At 63.5% G+C, this 21,150-nt stretch carries 18 protein-coding genes and 1 riboswitch; of the genes, 10 read left to right on the forward strand and 8 right to left on the reverse strand.

Annotated elements, in window-relative coordinates; all coding sequences use genetic code 11:
- The first annotated feature begins 135 nt into the window (after nucleotides 1–135).
- Nucleotides 136–1,146 (forward strand): LacI family DNA-binding transcriptional regulator, encoded by a 1,011-nt coding sequence (locus ACX80B_RS06725; protein WP_459294375.1) that lies wholly within the window; start codon nucleotides 136–138, stop codon nucleotides 1,144–1,146.
- Nucleotides 1,147–1,188: 42 nt separating this feature from the next.
- Here the strand turns inward: ACX80B_RS06725 and ACX80B_RS06730 are convergent, their stop codons facing one another.
- The 7 genes from ACX80B_RS06730 to ACX80B_RS06760 all read right to left on the reverse strand — a co-directional run bounded on the left by ACX80B_RS06730 (nucleotide 1,189) and on the right by ACX80B_RS06760 (nucleotide 9,244).
- Nucleotides 1,189–2,415 carry a matrixin family metalloprotease gene (locus ACX80B_RS06730; RefSeq protein WP_459294377.1) on the reverse strand — a complete coding sequence of 409 codons (1,227 nt, stop codon included), beginning with the start codon at nucleotides 2,413–2,415 and terminating at the stop codon, nucleotides 1,189–1,191.
- Nucleotides 2,416–2,455: 40 nt separating this feature from the next.
- Nucleotides 2,456–3,583, reverse strand: coding sequence for a VIT1/CCC1 transporter family protein (locus tag ACX80B_RS06735; protein ID WP_459294379.1), 1,128 nt, complete (start codon nucleotides 3,581–3,583; stop codon nucleotides 2,456–2,458).
- A gap of 438 nt (nucleotides 3,584–4,021) precedes the next feature.
- Nucleotides 4,022–4,378 (reverse strand): hypothetical protein, encoded by a 357-nt coding sequence (locus ACX80B_RS06740; protein WP_459294381.1) that lies wholly within the window; start codon nucleotides 4,376–4,378, stop codon nucleotides 4,022–4,024.
- Between the two features lie 15 nt (nucleotides 4,379–4,393).
- Nucleotides 4,394–4,517, reverse strand: a riboswitch (SAM riboswitch).
- 90 nt (nucleotides 4,518–4,607) lie between these two features.
- Complete coding sequence (locus tag ACX80B_RS06745; protein WP_459294383.1) at nucleotides 4,608–5,246, reverse strand: DnaJ family domain-containing protein; 639 nt, start codon at nucleotides 5,244–5,246, stop codon at nucleotides 4,608–4,610.
- A gap of 148 nt (nucleotides 5,247–5,394) precedes the next feature.
- The gene (locus tag ACX80B_RS06750; RefSeq protein ID WP_459294385.1) at nucleotides 5,395–7,089 is read right to left on the reverse strand and encodes a BCCT family transporter; all 1,695 of its coding nucleotides are present in this window, start codon (nucleotides 7,087–7,089) and stop codon (nucleotides 5,395–5,397) included.
- A gap of 6 nt (nucleotides 7,090–7,095) precedes the next feature.
- The gene (locus ACX80B_RS06755) at nucleotides 7,096–7,872 is read right to left on the reverse strand and encodes a creatininase (RefSeq protein ID WP_459294387.1); all 777 of its coding nucleotides are present in this window, start codon (nucleotides 7,870–7,872) and stop codon (nucleotides 7,096–7,098) included.
- A gap of 139 nt (nucleotides 7,873–8,011) precedes the next feature.
- Complete coding sequence (locus tag ACX80B_RS06760) at nucleotides 8,012–9,244, reverse strand: M24 family metallopeptidase (RefSeq protein WP_459294389.1); 1,233 nt, start codon at nucleotides 9,242–9,244, stop codon at nucleotides 8,012–8,014.
- 342 nt (nucleotides 9,245–9,586) lie between these two features.
- Between ACX80B_RS06760 and ACX80B_RS06765 the strand changes: the two genes are divergently transcribed.
- The 3 genes from ACX80B_RS06765 to ACX80B_RS06775 all read left to right on the forward strand — a co-directional run bounded on the left by ACX80B_RS06765 (nucleotide 9,587) and on the right by ACX80B_RS06775 (nucleotide 12,194).
- A complete protein-coding gene (locus tag ACX80B_RS06765) occupies nucleotides 9,587–10,897 on the forward strand; it encodes an MFS transporter (protein WP_459294954.1) in 1,311 nt (436 codons plus the stop codon).
- A 72-nt stretch (nucleotides 10,898–10,969) separates the two neighbouring features.
- The gene (locus ACX80B_RS06770; protein ID WP_459294391.1) at nucleotides 10,970–11,767 is read left to right on the forward strand and encodes an IclR family transcriptional regulator; all 798 of its coding nucleotides are present in this window, start codon (nucleotides 10,970–10,972) and stop codon (nucleotides 11,765–11,767) included.
- 19 nt (nucleotides 11,768–11,786) lie between these two features.
- Nucleotides 11,787–12,194, forward strand: coding sequence for a cupin domain-containing protein (locus ACX80B_RS06775; RefSeq protein ID WP_459294393.1), 408 nt, complete (start codon nucleotides 11,787–11,789; stop codon nucleotides 12,192–12,194).
- A 73-nt stretch (nucleotides 12,195–12,267) separates the two neighbouring features.
- Here ACX80B_RS06775 and ACX80B_RS06780 read toward each other — a convergent pair whose 3' ends face one another.
- Entirely contained in the window at nucleotides 12,268–12,939 is a 672-nt protein-coding gene (locus tag ACX80B_RS06780) for a GntR family transcriptional regulator (RefSeq protein WP_459294395.1), read from the reverse strand.
- 135 nt (nucleotides 12,940–13,074) lie between these two features.
- On the opposite strand from ACX80B_RS06780, the gene glyA reads away from it, so the two are divergent.
- From glyA to ACX80B_RS06810, 6 genes are read left to right on the forward strand one after another with little or no spacing between them, the layout of a single operon-like run.
- Entirely contained in the window at nucleotides 13,075–14,502 is a 1,428-nt protein-coding gene (gene glyA, locus ACX80B_RS06785; RefSeq protein WP_459294397.1) for a serine hydroxymethyltransferase, read from the forward strand.
- Entirely contained in the window at nucleotides 14,499–15,734 is a 1,236-nt protein-coding gene (locus ACX80B_RS06790) for a sarcosine oxidase subunit beta family protein (RefSeq protein ID WP_459294399.1), read from the forward strand. Before glyA ends, ACX80B_RS06790 begins: the two co-directional genes overlap by 4 nt.
- Before the next feature lie 9 nt (nucleotides 15,735–15,743).
- Complete coding sequence (locus tag ACX80B_RS06795) at nucleotides 15,744–16,058, forward strand: sarcosine oxidase subunit delta (protein ID WP_459294401.1); 315 nt, start codon at nucleotides 15,744–15,746, stop codon at nucleotides 16,056–16,058.
- Nucleotides 16,055–18,970, forward strand: a complete 2,916-nt coding sequence (locus ACX80B_RS06800) for a sarcosine oxidase subunit alpha family protein (protein ID WP_459294403.1) — start codon at nucleotides 16,055–16,057, stop codon at nucleotides 18,968–18,970. Before ACX80B_RS06795 ends, ACX80B_RS06800 begins: the two co-directional genes overlap by 4 nt.
- A complete protein-coding gene (locus tag ACX80B_RS06805; RefSeq protein ID WP_459294405.1) occupies nucleotides 18,963–19,772 on the forward strand; it encodes a sarcosine oxidase subunit gamma in 810 nt (269 codons plus the stop codon). Before ACX80B_RS06800 ends, ACX80B_RS06805 begins: the two co-directional genes overlap by 8 nt.
- Nucleotide 19,773: 1 nt before the next feature.
- Entirely contained in the window at nucleotides 19,774–21,150 is a 1,377-nt protein-coding gene (locus tag ACX80B_RS06810) for an L-serine ammonia-lyase (protein WP_459294407.1), read from the forward strand.

Here is a 21,150-nt window from a genome sequence, read left to right on the forward strand (position 1 = left end):
GTCGTACGCCCGTCACTGACCGCCGCCGTCAGCAGGTAGAAGTAGAATTCAACTCGCGTCGAGTGGGAAGACATGACGAAGCCGAGTGGGAAGACATGACAAGGAATGCCGGATGGAAGCGAGGGTTGTCAGTAGATGAACAGCACTGATCCGGCCCGCCGTCCGACTATCTACGATGTGGCACAGGCGGCGGGCGTCTCGAAATCGCTGGTGTCCCTGGTCTTGCAGAAATCATCGAAAGTGAGCCAGACCCGGCGGAAAGCAGTCGAGCGGGCCATTGCGGAACTCGGCTACCGGCCGAGCCAAGCAGCCTCATTCCTCGCGGGATCGGAGACACGCACCATCGGCGTCGTTCTCGACGATTTCCGTAACCTTTGGTTTGTGGAACTCCTCCGTGGACTGCAGCGCGAACTCGAACCCAATGGATTCCGGATTGCCGTGGTGGACACGCATCTCAACGCCCACGTCGAGACCAATCCGCTCGACGGTTTCCTGGCGCTGCGCGTCGACGGAATCGTCATAGCCGCAGAACCGACAGAAGCCATGCTCAACGTCAAAGGCGTCCCCGTCGTCGTCGCCGGCAGCAGGGAGCGCACCGTGCCGGATTCCGATATTGTCGCCAACGATGACCTCCGCGGGGGACGCCTGGCAACGCAGCACCTGCTGGACCTCGGCCATCGCATGATCGGCCACGTTACCGGCGCGGGACGGGCGGGCCGGCTGCGCGAACAGGGCTACAGCTCGCTGATGGACTCGTCGGGGCTGGTGCCCCGTATCGCGGGTTCAGGCGGCGCGACCACTGAGGCGGCAGGTTACGAGTCGGCAATGGAGCTCCTTGACTCCTGGCCGGAACTGACCGCGGTTTTTGCTGCGAACGACACCATGGCCATGGGCGTGATGGCCGCCATCCACGAGCATGGGCGCCGCGTGCCGGAGGACTTTTCGTTGGTCGGCTATGACAACTCTCCGCTCGCCAGCACCCGCCTGCTGCGGCTGACCACCATCGATGGCCAAAGCGAAAGGGTTGGTTCCGAGGCGGCGCACTACATCCTCTCCCGCATCGGGAACCAGGGCACCGGACCGAGGGAAAAATTCGTGGAACCGGAGCTGGTGCTGCGTTCATCAACCGCAGAACTGAAGGCATAATCTGCAAGGACCCGGCAGGGCCGGACTGCACCACGCCCGGTCCTACAGCTGCGGCACGCAGATCCCTTGGCCAAGTTTGGCGAGGCCGGTCAGGTCGCCGGCGCCGAAACCCGTAACTTCCAGGTTCGATTCGGCATACATCAATTGGGAGGGATCGTTCACATGATCCAGCCCGACGACGTGGCCCAACTCGTGCATCACGATGGCACGGGCCTGCTCATAGCCGCCGGGGAAGCCGGCCAAATCCGCAATTTGGGGTGCGTCCAGCATCATCGCACCGCTGACATACGCCGTCGGCGAGCCACTGGACGAGACAAAGGAACTTCCGCCCAGACCGATGGTTCCTCCTGCCACTTCGGGTTCCTCATCCGGCGTGACCCACGCGATCAGGATCGGTGCCCAGCGGTCGCCGTAAAGGTCCTCCTGGACGAGGTCCCGGCGTTCCGACGGATCCTCCTCGGTCAAACCGTCGTAGACGAACTGCAGTCCCGTGGCCGCGGAGACGCTGGCGATGGCTTCGGTAATCATGCGCTCGCCGTCGTCGGGCATGTTGTCGGCGCGGATCACATAGTGCAGCGGTCGGCACGGGTCGTAGGCAACATACCCCTGTGAGCCACGGCCTGGGTTCATGAAGCTGTAGGAGTCGCTCTGCACGTCCAACGGGGGAGGGGTCCCCAACGGGTCGGCCTCCAACTCGTACCCCGGGGTCGGCGGATCGACCTGGAACGTGGTCCCATCCGAGTCGAAGGTATCCAACGTGCCGCTGGCGGCGCCTGGATCCTGCGGCGCGGTGCCGAAGCCGGCCTGGGGAATGAGCGATTGACCCGAGTAGAACCAGGCACCGATGGTCAGTGCCGCAACGGTGAGCAATACCATGAGTCCGCGGAACCGGCGGCGCGGCCTGGCAGGCGGTTGGTAGCCGTAGCCATAGCTGGGCGGCAGGTTCCGGCCTGATTTCGTGGAGCCGTAGCGTCCCGGGCTTCCTGTCCCGGCGGGCTTGTAACCGAAGGAGGGTCCTCGCGGTCCGCGGGGATGCTGGGACGGGAAATCGCTCCAAGGGCCAGGTGGTTCGGGTTCGATGCCGACGGCTTCATCCAGTGCCCACTGCGGAATCCGTCCCGAGGGGGAGCGGCGGACGCCGTCGAAAGGGACCGGGACCACTCCGTCGTCGGACCCGTTCTCTGACTCGGCACGTGGCTGATCGTCCGCTGCTCCGGACGAGCGGCGTCCGTGCCGGCGGTCGGGCGGCTCCATTGGCCCTGCGCTCATGTGTCCCCCCAAGGACTGTTAATGGCTCAATCCTACGTGACTATGCAACCGTTACGCCGAAGAGCAGACCCAGCAGATAAGTGACCGCCGCGGCGCCATAGCCAATGCCCAGTTGCCGCAGTGCCCGCTTGATCGGCGGGGCCCCTGAAAGGAGTCCGACGACGGCGCCGGTCGCCAGCAGTGCCAGCCCGACCAGGACGGCGGCGACAATCGCGGCGATAAGACCCTGCAGGCCGAAAATATAGGGCAGTACCGGCATGATGGCGCCGGACGCGAAAAAGCAGAAACTGGAAATGGCTGCGCCCCAGCCGGTTCCAACCGCTTCATGCTCCTCACGTTTACTTTCAACCTCGGGTTCCTGCAGGGACAGGCTCGGATCACAATCGCAGCTGTAGATACCCATCCGCTCGGCGGCCCGGTGCTCGGCTGCCTCCTGGGACATGCCGCGGGCCCGGTACACCAGCACCAGCTCATTCGAGTCGATATCCAGCTGGGATGCGGCCGTGAGCGTGATCTGGGTCGGCCGCGATGCGCGCAGCAATTCCCGCTGTGAACGCACCGAAACGTATTCGCCTGCACCCATGGACAGTGCGCCGGCGAGCAGACCTGAGATGCCGGCGGCGAGCACGATTCCACTGCCGACTCCGGTGGCGCTCATTCCGATGACGAGGGCCAGATTGGATACCAGTCCGTCGTTGGCCCCAAAGACGGCCGCCCGGAACGAGCCGGACAAGCGGTTCCGGCCCCGGGTGGCAAGACCACGGACGACTTCCTCATGGATCTGCTCGTCGGCAGCCATGGCGGCCGTGGCGTCGTCGTCGTTGGCGTAGGGCGAGCGGCCCTCCGCGCGCTGAGCGAGGGCGAGGACAAAGACGGATCCGAACCGTTTGGCGAGGTAGCCGAGGACGCGGTTGCGCACCGACGGCCGGCGGGGGGTGCCGGCGTGTTCGCCGAGCAGGGCCAGCCAGTGCTGCTCGTGCCGGCCTTCTGCCTCGGCCAAAGCGAGCAGGATGGAACGTTCCTCACCCCTGCGTTTGCGGGCCAAGTACCGGTAGACGGCGGCTTCGGCGCGTTCATCCGCGAGGTACTGCTCCCATCGGCGGACATCCGATGCGGACGGCTCGGGCCGCTCGGGTCTGTCCGGGGCGGGGGATTGGGGGTCGGTCACAGCTTACGCTCCTGATCGGCAGACCGGCCGTGGTGAATAGCTACACTCCGGCCAGTCAACAGCCGGCGGAAACCGGCTCTATTCGTTCTGACCGAAGGTCTCGCTCGCCCAGGGTTGCTGGGTGGGCTGCCGGGCGGCCCATGAGGGCTACCAGTATGTCGACAGACCGCTGCGCCTGAGTTCCGGCGGGCCGGATTCCAAGCAGTGGGAGCTACTCCCCTTCGCGGCCTCCATTCTACAGGACCGGCACGACGGCGGGCCATTCCACCCGCCGTCGCACCGGTTTAGGGTGTGTCCGCCGTCGCACCTCCCGGCGTCGCTCTGCACGCCAGCCCAATATTCGTTATCCCGCACTGGGCACAAACAGACTGTGCCCACGACGCAGCATCGAACTGTGGGCTGGCCTAACGGTTACTCGACCAGATCCGCTGCCACGGCTCAGCCCGACTGGGCCTGCGTCAGCGGAATGAGGCTGAAGTGGACGGGTTCGCCGGCACGGTTTTCGTGGCTGGCGACCGTGATGGTCAGGACCTCCAGGTACGGGTTCCACTGCGCCGGCCGGATCGCCTGCCGCAGGGCATCCTCGATCCGCCAAGGCTCCGGGTGGAAGTGTTCCTCCCAGCCGCGCGGAACGGCGAAACCAATAGTGCCATTCAGCAAATCGATGGCAGGCAGCACGCTGATCTGCTTCGTGGCCTGTGGAGGAAGAGTGGGTTCCGGAACATTCAGGTCCGCCGGGTCAATGCAGTAGTCGGCAGAAGTCCCGGGGGAAAGTACGGAAGTATCGCTGGACATGGCCAGCTCCTTTCGGAGTTGCTCTTGCCCGCAACGGTTGATGCAGGCCGCTTCGTCATCCGAACCACCCAAGAACATGGGGTTGGTGCGTGGCCAAGTCGGAGCTTGTTGCTCGGTGGAGCGGCCACATCTCGTGAAGCTTTCTAGAACTCTAGCGGACGACGGCGGCTTCCGTCACGGATTGCGAAGTATTACGCGCCGCGGGTCTCGCCGGTAGGACGCCGAACACCTAGCCGTGTTCAGGGCGCGTGTCCCCCCGGTCCTCGCGACGCCGTCGCCACCACGGACGGCGCCCGGCCTTACCTCCGGTATGGTCCGCGAAGGAGGGGCCGGATCTGGCCGTCCGGCGTTCACGCCACCGTGCAACTTCCCGTTCTATGTCCCGGGTCGGCGTTACCACCGGTGGGCCGCCGAGCAGTTGGCGTCGTGCTTCGATCACACGCGCGTTGAAGTCCGACACCGTTTCACGGACGCCGCGCTCGGATACCTGCTCGTCAAGCCGATCGTCGAGCCCGGCGTCTTCCGTCCGCAGCAAATAAGCGGCTGGCCCGAGCCCCTTAATCTGTTCCCGCTCGATAAGGCCTTTGACCCACCAATCGGGGTCGAGGCTGGTGCCCCACCGGGGGAGAGGTTTACCGGCAAGGGATGGCGGTTCGGAGCCGGAATCGGACTGCAGGGGTTCTTGAGCGGATGGGGCTGAACCAACCGATTGAGTCGAGCCGGATGATTGAGCTGATGGAGCCGGCGCGTCCGACTCGCCCTCCTCGGCCCTGTCGCTCTCCTCGACCGGGCGCCCCTCCGCCTGGCGCGCGGCGCGGTACCGGGCGGCCCGCCACAACGGATCGTCCTGCTTACGCTTCTTCGTCATCGGCTCCAGCCACCTCCGGCGTACTTCAGTGCCGTTTAGTGCCCGCCCCAGTCCTGCGGCACCAGTTCAACCATTCTAGTTCCGCCGCCCGACGACGAAAGGCGGGACCACGTTGCCGTGACCCCGCCCTTTGGCCGAACCAGTGTCGTTACGGACGGCTGCCGGTCGGTTCCTCGTGATTCTCGTCGACGGCGATGTCTTCGACAGTCAACGCTTCGATCCGCTGAGGCCTTTCATGCTTCCGCAGCCGTTTGACCAGGTTGGCGAACATGATGATCAGCACGAACGCCAGCGGAAAGGCTCCAATGATGGTTCCTGTCTGTACCGTGCCGATCACCGAGATCCCGCCCAGCGTCAGCAAGGCCACGGTGATCGCGGCAATGCTGACCACCAGGATTACCCGGAAGCTCCGGCTGGGCGTCTTGGACGAGGCCACGAAACCGGAGAGTGCGTGCACCCCGGAATCCAACGAGGTGATGTAGTACGTGGCCACCAGAATCGTGGCCACGACCAGCAGCACCGTTCCGACAACGGGAACGTAGTCGAGCATCGCAAACAGACCGCTCTCGGTGCTCTCCGCGACCTCTCCCGAGATCGCGCCGTCGTTGTTGTTGTCGTAGTAAAGGGCGGCGCCGCCAAGGATGCCGATCCAGACCATCACGATGACGGAGGGAATCACCGTCACGCCGAGCACGAATTCCTTGATCGTCCTGCCCTTGGAGATCCGGGCGATGAAGGGTCCGACGAATGCGGAGAAAGCGATCACCCAGCACCAAATGAAGACCGTCCACCAGCCATTCCAGCTGTCCTGCCAACTGCTGATTCCTTGAGCGGCTACGCCGGATTCGGCCCACAGACTCATGGAGACGAAGTTCTGGCCGAAGACACCGAAGGTCTGCAGCAGCGTGGAGGCCAGATAGACGATCGGTCCGAAAACGAAGACCGCCACGACGAGGACGATGCTCAGGATGGAGTTGATCTCGCTGATGCGCTTCATGCCCTTGCTGATCCCGAAGTACACCGACACGGCGGCGAGGGCCGCGAAAGCTACGACGACGCCAATCCACACCGGCATGCTGGCCTCGATGCCGGTAAACGACGTGAGGCCGGAAGTGAACTGCAGTGTCGCGAAGCCGAACGACGTCGCGAGGCCAAGTACGCAGGCAAGGATAGCGAGCAATTCGACGACGACGCCGATGCCCCGGCGGTATCTGACCGGAAAGAAGTCGACAACAGCGTCACGGAACGTGAGCTTCTTGCCGAGGTTGAAGTGTGAGTAGGCCAGGCAGATCGCAACGATGCAATACATTGCCCAGGCGGTCAGTCCCCAGTGGAAGTAGGACCACGCCATGGCCCCGTCCTCGACGGCGGTGGAACCTCCGCTGAAGAGCGGGCTCTCCTCCTTGAGCATGATCGGTTCGGCGACGGACCAAAAGATCAGTCCGATGCCTTGGCCGCAGGCAAAGAGCATCGAGTACCAGGCGAACTTGCTGTAGTCCGGCTTTGCGCCCGGTCCGCCCAAGCGGGTGCGTCCAAACCGGCCGAACGCCAGCCAACCGCAAACCCCCAAGGCCAAGATTGAATACAGCACGAAGAACCAAGTGAAGTATTCGGTGACAAAGGTACGGGCGACGCCGATGGCATCGGCCGCCGCATCGGGAACGGCAACCGCAAAAACCAGGATAGCGACGACGGAGACGACCGACAGCCACTTGATGATGCCGTCGTCGAACATGCGGCGTTTTGCTTCCTTGGGAGTTTCCGCGCCCGCTTCGTCAACTGGTGGTCGATCGGTCTTAGGTACGACAACTTCTGCTTGCATCGGTTCTTGATTTTCGATCATCGTCGATCACATCCTGAATTCATTCTGGAGCGCCCCGGCCATGCCGGCGGACGCCCGTTTCAGTAGGATTTCGCCTTTTTCCGCCGTGGCGTTGGCGGCGGACGACAGGCAACCGGAGTCCGGGGTGAGCTCGGGCCGCACTGGCAAAACGTCGTAGCTGGGGAGGGTTGCGGGCGGAATATCATCGACGCGGTCCATGTCGACCATGCCCGGGTAAAGGTGCAGCATCAAGGAGGTTTCGAGCACTCCGCCGTGCTCCAGGTCCCATCCGGTAAAGCCTTCCGGATACAGCTCTGAGATTGTGGCGTCGTCGACGAAATCCCAGTAGGAAAGCAGGACTACTTTCATGTCCTCGATCCCGCTCTTTTTGAGTTCCCTGATGGCGAGGTCGACGCCCTCGTACAGGAATTGGTAGTTCTCGAAGTGGCCATTGACGAAGCCGATTTTGCGGACGCCATGGTCGGCAAACTCCAGTGTGAGTGACTTTGCGATGTCGATGATGGTGGCACCGTCCAGGCTCGTTGTGCCGGAGAGATGGCTGCCTCCGCCGGAACGCTGCTGGGATTTGTAGCCGTAGACAATGGGGGCGGCGACGACGGCGTCAATCTCCTGGGCTACGGCCCCGGCCATCGTCCGCGACAGCAGCACATCCACATTCATGGGCAGGTGAGGCCCATGCTGTTCAATTGCTCCTCCGGGGATCAGGACCATGCCCTCATCCGCGATCTTTTCCCGGTAGGTGAAAGCGTCGAGCTCTTCCATGTACACGCTGTTGCGAAGCATTCCTGCGATTCTCCATATCCTGGACCGGCAGCTATCCGAATGAGGCTCTGGCGGCGGCAATGCCAACAGGGGGGCCCCGGGATGAGGGGTTACGGCGGCGTTGCCCGGAAGGGACAACGCCGCCGCTGATACTGATTCCTTAGGCCTCGATGATGTTGTGTTCAGGGCCGAACGGGAATTTGGTGATGTTTTCGGAGCCGGTTTCGTCGACGACGAGGATGTCGTGTTCGCGGTATCCGCCGGCTCCCGGCTGACCGTCCATGACGGTAATCATCGGTTCCATGGATACGACCATGCCGGGTTCCAGAACCGTGTCGATGTCCTCACGCAGTTCAAGTCCCGCTTCACGGCCGTAGTAGTGGCTGAGTACGCCGAAGGAGTGCCCGTAGCCGAAGGTGCGGTTGGCCAGCAGGCCGTGGTCAATATAGATTTCGTTGAGTTCGGCGGCGATGTCCTTGCAAACGGCACCGGGTTTGATCAGTTCCAGTCCACGGCGGTGAACCTCGACGTTGACGTTCCACAGTTCCAGTGAGCGTTCGTCCGGCTGGCCAAGGAACAGTGTGCGCTCCAGGGCGGTGTAGTAACCCGAGGTCATCGGGAAACAGTTCAGCGACAGGATGTCTCCGCGCTGAAGTTTACGCGTGGTGGCCCAGTTGTGTGCGCCGTCGGTATTAATGCCGGACTGGAACCAGACCCAGGTGTCCCGGATCTCGCTGTCCGGGAAGGTGCGGGCGATTTCGTGGACCATGGCTTCGGTGCCGATCAGCGCCACTTCGTATTCGCTGATGCCCTCGCGGATCGCGGCCTTGATGGCTTCGCCACCGAGGTCGCCGATGCGTGCGCCGTGCTTGATGACGGCGATTTCCTCGGCCGACTTGACCATCCGCTGGCGCATGGCTGCCTGTGCAACGTCCACCAGCTCGGCACCTTCGAAGGCGGCCTGGATCTTGTTGCGGTTATCCAACGGGAGGCTGTCGTCTTCGACACCCAGCCGGCGTACGGTTATTCCCCGCTGGCGCAGTGCCTCCTGGATGCCGTGAATGTAGTTGTCGCGGCGCCAGTCCGTGTAGACGATGTTTTCGCCGTAGCTGCGGCGCCACGGCATGCCGGCGTCGATATTGGCGGTGACCGTGACCGTGTCTTCATCGGTGACGACCATGGCGTAGGAGCGGCCGAAGGTGGTGAACAGGAAATCCGAGTAGTACTTGATGCTCTGATACGACGTCAGGACAACAGCGTCCAGCTGCTTTTCGGCCATGATCCGGCGCAGTCCTGAAAGCCGGCGTTCGAACTCGGCATCGGAAAACGTCAGTGTCTCCTTGGCTCCATTGTGCAGAACCTTCAAGCGCTCCAACTCTGAAACGCTGGTCATTCTTTCGTCCACTGCGGTCATGTCAGGACCCTTCCTAGTCTTCTTGGTTACTTCCCTGCTGCTACTCCGGTTCGAGCGGGAAAACTGGTGCGGTTGCATTGAACGCAACTCGGTTGCATCAGACTATGGGTGATGCTGGTCACTGTCAATAGGCACTCCGACCCCTGGTGGATGCTTTCCCGAGGCTGGTTCGCGCCACCGGGCTGACGGGCAGGGAAACTTGAAATGGACTGTTGACAGTGACTCCGACCACATTTACGGTTGATGCAACTCAGTTGCGAAGAGTGCAACAACGGCGAAGATGGGCAAAACATGATTGATGAGACGAGCTCCGTAACGGACATGAAGGACCGGCCAAACCAAATGCTCACCGACGAGATCGGCTCAAAGACACGGCGTCGTGTTGTTGCCGCGAGCTTTATTGGCAATTTCGTTGAATGGTTCGACTACGCGGTGTACGGCTACCTGGCCGCAACGATCGCCGTCGTATTCTTCCCCGAATCTGCGGGTGAAACGGCACTGCTGGCTACATTCGGATTGTTTGCCGTTTCTTTCGTCGTCCGGCCGATCGGCGGCTTCGTCTGGGGACACATTGGCGACAAGGTCGGACGGCGGACGGCGCTGTCCCTCTCGATCCTGATTATGTCCCTGTCCACTTTCGCGATTGGGCTGCTGCCGAGCTACCAGGCGGTCGGCCTGCTTTCTCCACTCTTGCTGCTGTTCGTGCGCATTGTGCAGGGGTTCTCCGCAGCCGGTGAGTATGCCGGAGCGTCCGCCTTCCTGGTCGAATATGCTCCCAAGAACCGGCGCGGACTCTTTGCCGCCGTCGTGCCGGCCAGCACCGCCACCGGGCTCCTTTTCGGTTCATTGATGGCCGGCTTGCTGTATGGAGTCCTCTCCACGGATCAGATGGAGAGCTGGGGCTGGCGGCTGCCGTTTTTCCTCGCGGCGCCGATGGGAATCATCGGCCGCTACATCCGGACAAGGCTCGAAGACACGCCCGCCTTCCGCAATCTGGCCGAAGAGGAAGAAGTCGCCGCGTCTCCGGTCCGGACGATGTTCCGGGACCATTGGCGCACGCTGCTTATCGCCGTCGGAGCCGTCCTGCTGAACGCCGTCGGATTCTATGTCCTGCTCAGTTATATGCCGACGTACTTGTCGGAGGAGCTCGGATTCAGCAAGACGGAGTCATTCCTGGCGACTACTTTCGCACTGATCGCGTACATCGGTTTCATCTTCGTCGCAGGACTGGCTTCAGATATCTTCGGCCGGAAGAAGCTGCTGGTCAGTGCCTCCGTGCTCTTCATCGTGTTCACTATTCCCGCCTTCATGCTGCTCGACACAGGCAGCTTCCTGGTCGTCATCCTGGTGCAGATCGCCTTGGGTGGAATGTTGACGCTCAACGACGGAACGCTTCCCAGCTTCCTGGCGGAAATGTTCCCCACACGGATCCGGTACAGCGGTTTTGCTGTCAGCTTCAACTTGTCCAACGCCCTCTTCGGCGGCACCGCTCCCTTCATGGCGACGCTGCTCATCGGAATGCTCGGCACCAGCCTCGCGCCTGGCTGGTATCTGATGCTGGCGGCCGCGATAGCACTCAGTGCAGTGCTGTGTGCTCGTGAAACTTCGCGGGAGCCGCTGCGTGAGAAATAAAGCAATAAGGACCATGTTCGACGCCGGCGGTAACCATCCGTGCCTGCAGCACCCGACTACGATGAAACTATTATGAGTCCAAATTCTGAAGCAGAGGCCAATGCGGGGAGCGACAGCCGGGGAGCATCTGTTATTCAAAATACGATCGCGATCCTGCGCTGCTTCAGCCCGGAGACACCGCTGCTCGGGGTGACGGAGATAGCGCCCAAGGTAGGGCTGCACAAGAGCACGGTGTCCCGGATCCTGGCGTCGCTGGACCGCGAAAATATCGTGGAACGGGATCCCACCCGTCGTTACCGTTTGGGTTTGGGAATCATTGCCCTCGCCGGTCCGCTGCTCGCCGATATGGACGTGCGCCGGGCGGCATATCCTGTCCTCCAGGAGCTGACTGAACACAGCGGCGAGACAAGTGCCTTGCTGGTCTGGAATGGGGCGGAGGCCATCTCTGTGGAACAGGTCCCGAGCAGGCACGAGGTAAAGCACACCTCCAATCTGGGCGCCAGGTACAACACTGCGCTGAGTTCCTCCGTGCAGGTGTTCCTGGCGGCTGACGGTCAGCAACAAGCCAAGGCACTTATCGAGAGTGGCACCATCGCAGGCCTGCCGGAAAAAGCAGGGGCGCGCGCGGACTATCTGGTGCGGCTGCAGGAGGTCGCCAAACGCGGCTACGCCGTCAATTATGGCGAGACGTCGCCACAGGAAGTTGGGGTTGCTGCTCCCGTCTATGACCATCGCGGCTCCACCGTGGCGGCTGTCATGACTCCAGCTCCGAAGTTCCGTGTCTCAGAGGACGATCTGGAGGAGCTTGGCCGTTCCTGTATCCAGGCTGCAAGGCAAGTCACGCTTCGTCTTGGCGGCAAACCAACCTAATACGACAAGGGGCGGTGCCATGTTGGAGAAAGCGCACGAAAACAAATTTCCGTATCGACTGCATGGTGGGAACGGCCCTGTCGAAATGCAGTGGCACTTTCTGGATAAATCCCGGTTACCGGTAGCAGTGCAGACATGGGAACTGCCTCCCGGCGGCAGCGAAGGTATGCATGCCCATCCCGCCGGCCGGAATCCGCTGGAGGAAATGTATCTGGTGCTGGAAGGGACCGGTTCCATGCGCGTCGGCGACGACGTCCATGAGATCGGACCGGGGGATTCCGTGCTCGCTTCCCAGGGGGTGGAGCATGACCTGCGCAATACCGGGACCGTACCGCTGAAGGTGCTGGTGATCTGGGGCAAACCGGGAGAGGCGGACTGGTCCGGGTTCGGCTCAGCCAAGGCTGCCCGGGAGCATCGCGCTTCATAAATCACCGCATCGCCTGATTGCCGGCGTCGGGATCGCAGGGCAACATATCGCTGCTGGAAGTTTTGTGGGGTTGTTAGAGCACCGTGCGGATGGAGCGTTCGAAGTCGAGGACGTGGTGGTAGGCAAGTTCCGCCGCCTGGTCGGCATCGCCGTCGGCAATTGCGTGCAGCAGCCGGATGTGTTCGGTGATGTGCTCCGAAACGTGCGGGAGTTTGTTCAGCACGAGGAACCAGATCCGCACAGCGAGGTTGTCGTAGCGGATCAGCACATCTTCGAGGTGCTCATTGCCGGCGGAACGGTAGACGGCGCGGTGCACCATGATGTCGAAGCGCATCAGCGTCCGTGGATCAGCCTCGGCGGCGTCCAGCCCGGCAATCGACCCGGCCAGTTCGCGCAGCTCCGCGCGGGCCTCGAACGTGGCGGCTTCGGCGGCGCGCCGGGCGGCCAGCGGCTCCAGTGATTGCCGGATGTCGGAAATCTGGGCGAGCTCGGTGATATCAACCATGGTGGCGAAGGTGCCGCGGCGTGGATATGAAACCACCAGATGGTCGTTCTCGAGCCGCTTGAGGGCCTCCCGCAGCGGGGTCCGCCCCACTTCGAGTTCAACAGCAAGTTTGCCTTCATTGATGGGATCGCCGGGGCGGATTTCGAGCGTGATGAGCTTGTCGCGGACCTGTCGGTAGGCCCGTTCGGCCATGGACAGACCGGCGTTGTGGGTGTCCATCAGGTCGGGCATGGTGTTCATCGGGATAGCGATCCACCTTCCAGCTGCAGTTTCTTTTTGAATGGCTGTTGACTCTCTGTGAGCTACAGCATATCGTAATCACCAGTACTGATATATCAGTTTCGTATTACCGAGACTTCAACCCAAGGGGACCGTATGGATACCGCCCTGCAGACCGAGCCGACATTCCTGGATGAGACGGCCGCTGTCTTGAACCAGCCGCTTTCAGAAGCAGACCCGGAAGTCAGCGCCGCCATCGACGACGAGCTGCACCGGCAGCAGTCGACACTGGAAATGATCGCCTCGGAAAACTTCGCGCCCGCCGCCGTGATGGCCGCACAGGGCTCGGTTCTGACCAACAAGTACGCCGAGGGGTATCCGGGCCGCCGGTACTATGGCGGTTGCGAACACGTTGATGTGGTCGAGCAGCTCGCCATTGACCGGATCAAGGCGCTCTTCGGCGCAGAAGCGGCAAATGTACAGCCGCACTCCGGCGCGCAGGCCAACGCCGCGGCCATGTTCGCGCTGCTCAGCCCGGGGGACACCATTCTCGGACTGGATCTGGCCCATGGCGGCCACCTGACGCACGGGATGCGGATCAATTTCTCCGGCAAGCTCTACAACGTGGTTCCGTACCACGTAAACGACGGCGACTACCGGGTGGATATGGCGGAGGTCGAGCGGCTCGCCCACGAGCACCGCCCGCGGATGATCATCGCCGGATGGTCCGCCTACTCACGCCAACTCGACTTCGCGGAGTTCCGCCGGATTGCCGACGACGTCGGTGCTTACCTGATGGTGGACATGGCCCACTTCGCCGGCCTGGTGGCCGCCGGCCTGCATCCAAGCCCCGTGCCGTATGCCGACGTCGTCACAACCACCACGCACAAAACGCTGGGTGGACCCCGCGGCGGCGTCATCCTGAGCAAGGCCGAACACGCCAAGAAGATCAACAGCGCAGTCTTCCCCGGTCAGCAGGGCGGACCGCTGGAGCACGTCATCGCAGCCAAGGCCGTCGCGTTCAAGATCGCCGCTTCGCAAGAATTCCGGGAGCGGCAGCGGCGGACGCTCGAAGGTGCAGGCATCCTGGCGGGCCGGTTGTCAGCGCCGGATGTCGCAGAGGCAGGCATCAGCGTGCTGTCCGGCGGGACCGACGTCCACCTGGTCCTGGTCGACCTGCGGAACTCGCAGCTGAACGGCAAGCAGGGCGAGGACCTCCTGCACCGGATCGGCATCACGGTCAACCGGAATTCGATTCCGTTCGACCCGCGCCCACCGATGGTGTCCTCCGGTCTGCGCATCGGCACACCGGCGCTGGCCACCCGCGGTCTGGGCGGCGCGGACTTCGCCGAAGTTGCCGACATCATCGCCACCGCGCTTAGCGCTGCAGCCGCGGCGGCTGAACGCGCGGTGGAAACCGCACCTGCCGCCGTCGACGGTTCATCTGCCGAGGGTTCCGCCCCGCAGGATGCTGACCTGGACGGAGCAGCCCTGCTCGATGAGAGCGTGTTGGACGAATTGCGCGCCCGCGTCGAACAGCTCGCCAACCAGTTCCCGCTGTACCAGAACGGAGCCACCCGATGAGCACCCCCACTGTTGAACACGATTCGCTCGGCGACCGCAAGGAATTCCTGTGGCGCAACGCCGAGCCCAAGTCCTCCTACGACGCCGTCATTATCGGCGGCGGAGGCCACGGGCTGGCGACGGCGTACTATCTGGCCAAGAACCACGGCATGACCAACATCGCCATCCTGGAACGCGGCTGGCTCGCGGGCGGAAACATGGCCCGCAACACCACCATCATCCGTTCCAACTACCTCTGGGATGAAAGCTCGGCCATCTACGAGCACTCGCTCAAGCTGTGGGAGGGCCTGCCGGAGGAACTGGACTACGACTTCCTGTTCAGCCAGCGCGGTGTCCTCAACCTCGCGCATACCATGCAGGAAGTCCGGGACAGTAACCGCCGGGTCTACGCCAACCAGCTCAACGGCGTCGACGCGTTCTGGGTCGAGCCGGACGAGATCAAGGAACTGTGTCCGGTGCTGAATACCTCGGACAACATCCGCTACCCGGTGATGGGCGCCACCTGGCAGCCGCGGGCCGGCATCGCCAAGCACGACCACGTGGCCTGGGCCTTCGCCCGGGCCTGTGACGCCATGGGTGTGGACATCATCCAGGGCTGCGAGGTCACCGGGTTCATCAAGGACGGCAACCGTGTCACCGGCGTCGAAACCAATCTGGGCCGCATCAACGCCGGTTCGGTCGGAATGGCCGCCGCCGGACGCAGCTCGCTGCTGGCGGAGATGGCCGGCTTCCGGCTGCCGATCCAGTCGCACCCGCTGCAGGCTCTGGTTTCGGAACTGCACGAACCGGTCCATCCCACCGTCGTGATGTCGAACCACGTGCACGTCTACGTTTCCCAGGCGCACAAGGGCGAACTGGTGATGGGTGCCGGCGTCGACGCCTACAACGGATACGGCCAGCGCGGCTCGTTCCACAAGATCGAGGAACAGATGGCCGCCTCCATCGAACTCTTCCCGATCTTCGCCCGGGCACACGTGCTGCGCACCTGGGGTGGGACGGTCGACGTCACTGCAGATGCGTCTCCGATTGTCAGCACGACGCCGGTGGACAACCTGTACGTCAATTGCGGCTGGGGCACGGGCGGCTTTAAGGGAACCCCGGCGGCCGGCTACACCTTCGCGCACACCATCGCCACCGGCGAAGCGCATGATTTGAACAAACCATTCGCCCTGGACCGCTTCGTCAGCGGTGCATTGATCGACGAGCACGGCGCCGCCGCCGTCGCGCACTGAGAGGACACCATGCTGCTCATTGAATGCCCCTACTGCGGGCCACGCAACGAGACCGAATACACCTACGGCGGCCAGGCGCACGTGGCGTACCCGGAAAATCCAGACGAGCTCAGCGACCATGAATGGGCCGAGTTCCTGTTCTACCGGGCGAACCCGCTGGGCCGTTTCGCCGAACGTTGGATGCACGGCGTCGGCTGCCGCCGCTGGTTCAATGCGATCCGCGACACCGGCACTTACAAGGTGCTCGCCACCTATCCGATGGGCACGACGCCCCCGGAAATCCCCACCAGCACTACGGCTGCAGCAATTGGAGGAAAGTCATGAGCACCCCGACACAGCGCTTGTCCGACGGCGGCCGGATCGACCGCAGCACGACGCTCCGGTTGACCGTGGATGGCCGTGAACTGACGGCGCATCCCGGCGACACCGTGGCTTCGGCGCTGCTCGCCGCAGGCCGGATCGAAGCCGGCCCGTCCCTGTACCTGAAGCGGCCGCGCGGCATCTTCTCCGCCGGCGTGGAAGAGCCGAACGCCTTGATCCGGGTTGCTCCCGCGGGCAGCGGCGTTGCCGAGTCGATGCTGCAGTCCACCATGGTTCCGGCGATCGAGGGCCTGGAAGCAGAGCTGCTGTCCGGGCTGGGACGACTGGATCCCGCCGACGACAACGCCATCTACGACAAGAAGTACGTGCACACCGACGTGCTGGTGGTTGGCGGCGGGCCGGCAGGCCTGGCCGCTGCGCGGGATGCCGCCGCCACCGGTGCACGGGTCATCCTGATCGATGACCAGCCGGAACTGGGCGGTTCGCTGCTCTCGACCCCGGGCGAGAAGATTGACGGACAACCGGCACTCGAGTGGGTCGCCGGCGTGCGGGCGGACCTCGAGACGGAAGAAGAGTGCACCATCCTGCAGCGCACGAGCGCCTTCGGCAGCTATGACGACAACTTCGTGCTCGCCCTCGAACACCGCACCGACCACCTGGGTGATGCGGCTCCGGCCGGCGTTTCCCGGCAGCGGGTCTGGCACGTTCGCGCCGGGCAAGTCGTTCTCGCCACCGGTGCGCATGAACGCCCGCTGGTCTTTGCCAACAACGACCGCCCCGGCATCATGCTCGCCTCCGCGGTGCGCAGCTACCTGAACCGTTACGCCGTTGCGGCCGGTTCCCGGGTCGTCGTCGCCACCACCAATGACAGCGCCTACGACGTCGTCACCGACTTGGCAGCGGCCGGCGTCGAAGTGGCTGCGGTAGTGGACGCGCGGCAGGACCTGTCCGCAAAGGCAGCGGAGACGGCGAAGGCGATCGACGGGTTGCGGGTTCTCACCGGCAGCGCCGTCATCGACACTGCCGCAGAGACCGGTTCCGCCAACGAGGGCCGGATCACGTCCGTAACCATCAGCGCGATTGACGACGACGACGTCCTCACCGGCACCCCCGAGAGCACCGACTGCGATCTACTCGCGGTCTCCGGCGGCTGGAGCCCAGTCGTCCATCTGCACAGCCAGCGCCAGGGCAAGCTCCGCTTCGACGGGACGCTGGTCGGATTCGTTCCCGCGGATACGGTGGAAGACCAGCAGGTGGTGGGTTCCGCCCGCGGCAACTACGAATTGGCAGCATGCGTGGGCGAAGGCGCCATGGCCGGTGCCGGTGCCGCAGCGCTGACCGGTTTCGGCGACTCGCCGCTGCCGGTGCTGTCGGATCCCGCCGCCGGCGCCACACCCACACGGGCACTGTGGCTGACCCCGGCCGCGGAAGGCGAACCGGTCGACTGGAACACGCACTTCGTGGACCTGCAGCGGGACTCGACCGTTGCCGACGTCCTCCGGGCCACCGGCGCGGGGATGCGCAGCGTGGAGCTGGTCAAGCGCTACACCTCATTGAGCACCGCCAACGATCAAGGCAAGACGTCGGCAGTAAACGCGATCGGTGTGATTGCCGAGGCGCTCGAGGGCAAGGGGCCGGGCGAAGTCGGCACGACGACGTTCCGCGCCCCCTACGTCCCGGTTGCCTTCGTGGCGCTCGCCGGCCGGGAACGCGGAAAGCTTTTCGACGCCGCCCGGCTCACCTCGATCCACCCCTGGCACGTCGCCAACGGAGCGGAATTCGAGGATGTCGGACAGTGGAAGCGGCCCTGGTACTTCCCGCAGGAAGGCGAAGACATGGACGCCGCGGTGGAACGCGAATGCCGTGCCGCCCGTGAGGGAGTCGGCTTCCAGGACGCGACCACGCTCGGCAAGATCGAGATCTGGGGCGTCGACGCCGGCGAATTCCTGAACCGCATCTACACCAACGCGTTCAAGAAACTGCCGGCGGGCAAGGGCCGCTACGGGCTCATGTGTACGCCGGATGGAATGATTTTCGACGACGGCGTGACCCTGCGGATTGATGACAACCGGTACTTCATGACCACCACCACCGGAGGTGCCGCCAAGGTGCTCGAGTGGCTGGAGGAATGGTCCCAGACCGAGTGGCCGGAGCTGGACGTGAAGTGCACCTCGGTGACCGAGCAGTGGAGCACAGTGGCCGTCGTCGGGCCTAAATCCCGCGAGGTGGTTGCGAAGCTGGTGCCGGACCTGGATGTCTCGCAGGAGGCCTTCGAGTTCATGGAATTCCGCCAGACCACGCTTGCCTCGGGCATTCCGGCACGGATCTGCCGGATCTCGTTCTCCGGTGAACTGGCCTTCGAGATCAACGTGGAGTCCTGGTACGGACTCAGCGTATGGGAGCAGGTGGCCGAAGCCGGGGCGGAATTCAACATCACCCCGTACGGCACCGAAACCATGCACGTGCTGCGCGCGGAGAAGGGCTTCATCATCTCCGGCCAGGACACGGACGGAACCGTTACACCCCAGGATGCGGGGATGGAATGGGTGGTCTCCAAGCGCAAGGACTTCATCGGCAAGCGTTCCTACACCCGGCTGGATCACACGCGGGTGAACCGGAAGGAACTCGTCGGACTGCTGCCGGTGGATAAGACGTTCCGATTGCCGGAAGGTGCGCAGATAGTTGAGCAGGGCACACCGATCACCCCCGAGGACGGACCGGTGCCGATGGTCGGACACGTGACCTCCAGCTACTACAGCCCGGCGATGGGCAGGTCGTTCGCGCTGGCGCTGATCAAGGGCGGCCGCGAGCGGATTGGCCAGACGCTGGTCGCTCCACTGCAGGGAAAGTTGATTGAAGTCGAAGTGACGGACACCGTTATGTATGACCGGGAAGGAAGTAAGCGGGATGGTTAGTACGGCATTGGAATACGGAACCGGGCACGAGCAGCAGGGACGGGAAGAACTGTCCCGGCCGGGCGGACCGCCTGCGGGCGGACTGGCAGCCTTGCGTCACAGTCCCGCCGAGCACCTGGCTGGTGCCTTCGCGGCAGCGGGAGTCAGCGGTGAACGCGGCGTCCAGCTGCGGGAAGTCGCCTACGTAACGATGATCAGCCTGCGTGTGGACCCGGCTAGCGACACGGCAGCGAAGCTGGCGGAAGTGCTCGGCACGACCCTGCCGGCCGGCTGCGGTCAAACCGCCACCGGGGAAGGCCGCACCGTGCTGTGGCAGGGACCGGATGAGTTCCTGGTGATTACCGACGACGACGCCGGTCCGCTGGTTCAGACGCTCGCCGGCAAGCTTGAGGGCACCCCGGGATCGGTGGTCGATGTTTCGGCGAACCGGACCACGCTGGAGTTGTCCGGACCCTCCGCCCGCGCCGTTTTGGAGAAGAGCTGCGCGCTCGATCTGCACCCACGCGCCTTTGCGCCGGGCACCGCAGTCTCCACAGTTCTCGCCGGTGTTCCGGCGGTACTGTGGCAGCTCGAAGGACGCGGCGGGTTTCCTGCCAGCACCGGTGGACCTGCTCAGGCGCCGACCTACCGGCTGATGCCGCGGGCATCGTTCGCGGATTACCTGGGCCGCTGGCTGATTGACGGTATGGCCGAATTCGCAGCTCCGGAGATTCCCGCTGCGCAACCGGTTCCGGCCGCCCGCCAGACCGCGCCGGCCGCAGCAGGGAACAGGCCCGCAGGGAACAGGCCAGAGGCAAACTGAAATGGCACTGAGCGCGCCGGATCTGTACTCGGTCGGAATCGGGCCGTCGTCGTCCCATACTGTTGGGCCGATGCGGGCGGCGAAGCAATTCGTTGCCGCCGTAGCGGAAGAGCTGGGCCTGGACGCTGTAAAACGTGTCCAGGCTGAACTCTTCGGCTCGCTCGGAGCCACCGGCGTCGGGCATGGTTCCGACAAAGCGGTGATCCTTGGCCTGACGGGTGAGGATCCCGAAACGGTCGACGCGCTGGGTGCCGACGAGGCGGTGCGGCAGATCTGCGACGAAGGCAAACTCGCCCTGAATGGAACGCATCCTGTGCGCTTCGACCGGGCCGCCGACGTCACGTTGCACAGCCGCAAGTCGTTGCCCGCGCACCCCAACGGCATGGCCTTCCGTGCACTCGATGAAAACGGAACGCTGTTGGACGAGCGGATCTACTATTCGATCGGCGGCGGCTTCGTGGTCACCGAGGAGGCCGCCGACCAGGACCGCATCGTCGAGGACGATACCCAGGTTCCGTATCCATTCAGCAGCGGAGACGAACTGGTGCAGCAATGCCACGACCACGGGTTGTCCATCAGCGAATTGATGATGGCCAACGAGAGGTCGTGGCGGTCGGAGGAGGAAGTCCGGGCTGAGCTGCTGCATATCTGGGACGTCATGCAGGAATGCGTCAGCAACGGCTGCAGCACCGAAGAAACCGTCCTGCCCGGCGGGCTCAAAGTGACGCGTCGGGCGGCGAAACTGCACCGGCAGCTGACCGAGCAAGCGGACGATCTGGACCCGATCCGCGCGATGGACTGGGTGAACCTCTTCGCGCTCGCGGTGAACGAGGAAAATGCCGCCGGCGGACGCGTGGTGACCGCACCGACCAATGGAGCTGCCGGCATCGTCCCCGCGGTGCTGCATTACTACGCCAAGTTCATCCCCGGAGCCGACGACGACGGCGTGGTCCGCTACCTGCTGACAGCTGCCGCCATCGGAATCCTGTTCAAGGAAAACGCGTCTATCTCCGGAGCGGAAGTAGGGTGCCAGGGTGAAGTCGGGTCCGCATGTTCGATGGCGGCAGCCGGCTTGTGCGAAGTCATCGGCGGGACGGTGGAACAGGTGGAAAATGCCGCCGAGATCGGGATCGAGCACAACCTTGGCCTGACGTGCGATCCGATAGGCGGACTGGTGCAGATTCCGTGCATCGAAAGGAACGCCATCGCCAGTTCAAAGGCGATCAATGCCGCTAGGCTTTCACTCAAGGGCGATGGCCGGCACACGGTATCGCTCGACCAGGCAATTAAGACCATGCGCGATACAGGAGCCGACATGAAATCGAAATACAAGGAAACCTCCCGTGGCGGCCTGGCCGTAAACGTGATTGCCTGCTGA

This window comes from Arthrobacter monumenti (genome assembly GCF_054511255.1).

What these genes read in the sequence shown, in the direction of transcription:
- ACX80B_RS06725 (WP_459294375.1), top strand. Translation starts at nt 136, where the DNA reads ATGAACAGCACTGATCCGGCCCGCCGTCCGACTATCTACGATGTGGCA.
- ACX80B_RS06730 (WP_459294377.1), bottom strand. Translation starts at nt 2,415, where the DNA reads ATGAGCGCAGGGCCAATGGAGCCGCCCGACCGCCGGCACGGACGCCGC.
- ACX80B_RS06740 (WP_459294381.1), bottom strand. Translation starts at nt 4,378, where the DNA reads ATGTCCAGCGATACTTCCGTACTTTCCCCCGGGACTTCTGCCGACTAC.
- ACX80B_RS06745 (WP_459294383.1), bottom strand. Translation starts at nt 5,246, where the DNA reads ATGACGAAGAAGCGTAAGCAGGACGATCCGTTGTGGCGGGCCGCCCGG.
- ACX80B_RS06750 (WP_459294385.1), bottom strand. Translation starts at nt 7,089, where the DNA reads ATGATCGAAAATCAAGAACCGATGCAAGCAGAAGTTGTCGTACCTAAG.
- ACX80B_RS06755 (WP_459294387.1), bottom strand. Translation starts at nt 7,872, where the DNA reads ATGCTTCGCAACAGCGTGTACATGGAAGAGCTCGACGCTTTCACCTAC.
- ACX80B_RS06760 (WP_459294389.1), bottom strand. Translation starts at nt 9,244, where the DNA reads ATGACCAGCGTTTCAGAGTTGGAGCGCTTGAAGGTTCTGCACAATGGA.
- ACX80B_RS06765 (WP_459294954.1), top strand. Translation starts at nt 9,587, where the DNA reads ATGAAGGACCGGCCAAACCAAATGCTCACCGACGAGATCGGCTCAAAG.
- ACX80B_RS06770 (WP_459294391.1), top strand. Translation starts at nt 10,970, where the DNA reads ATGAGTCCAAATTCTGAAGCAGAGGCCAATGCGGGGAGCGACAGCCGG.
- ACX80B_RS06775 (WP_459294393.1), top strand. Translation starts at nt 11,787, where the DNA reads ATGTTGGAGAAAGCGCACGAAAACAAATTTCCGTATCGACTGCATGGT.
- ACX80B_RS06780 (WP_459294395.1), bottom strand. Translation starts at nt 12,939, where the DNA reads ATGAACACCATGCCCGACCTGATGGACACCCACAACGCCGGTCTGTCC.
- glyA (WP_459294397.1), top strand. Translation starts at nt 13,075, where the DNA reads ATGGATACCGCCCTGCAGACCGAGCCGACATTCCTGGATGAGACGGCC.
- ACX80B_RS06790 (WP_459294399.1), top strand. Translation starts at nt 14,499, where the DNA reads ATGAGCACCCCCACTGTTGAACACGATTCGCTCGGCGACCGCAAGGAA.
- ACX80B_RS06795 (WP_459294401.1), top strand. Translation starts at nt 15,744, where the DNA reads ATGCTGCTCATTGAATGCCCCTACTGCGGGCCACGCAACGAGACCGAA.
- ACX80B_RS06800 (WP_459294403.1), top strand. Translation starts at nt 16,055, where the DNA reads ATGAGCACCCCGACACAGCGCTTGTCCGACGGCGGCCGGATCGACCGC.
- ACX80B_RS06805 (WP_459294405.1), top strand. Translation starts at nt 18,963, where the DNA reads ATGGTTAGTACGGCATTGGAATACGGAACCGGGCACGAGCAGCAGGGA.
- ACX80B_RS06810 (WP_459294407.1), top strand. Translation starts at nt 19,774, where the DNA reads ATGGCACTGAGCGCGCCGGATCTGTACTCGGTCGGAATCGGGCCGTCG.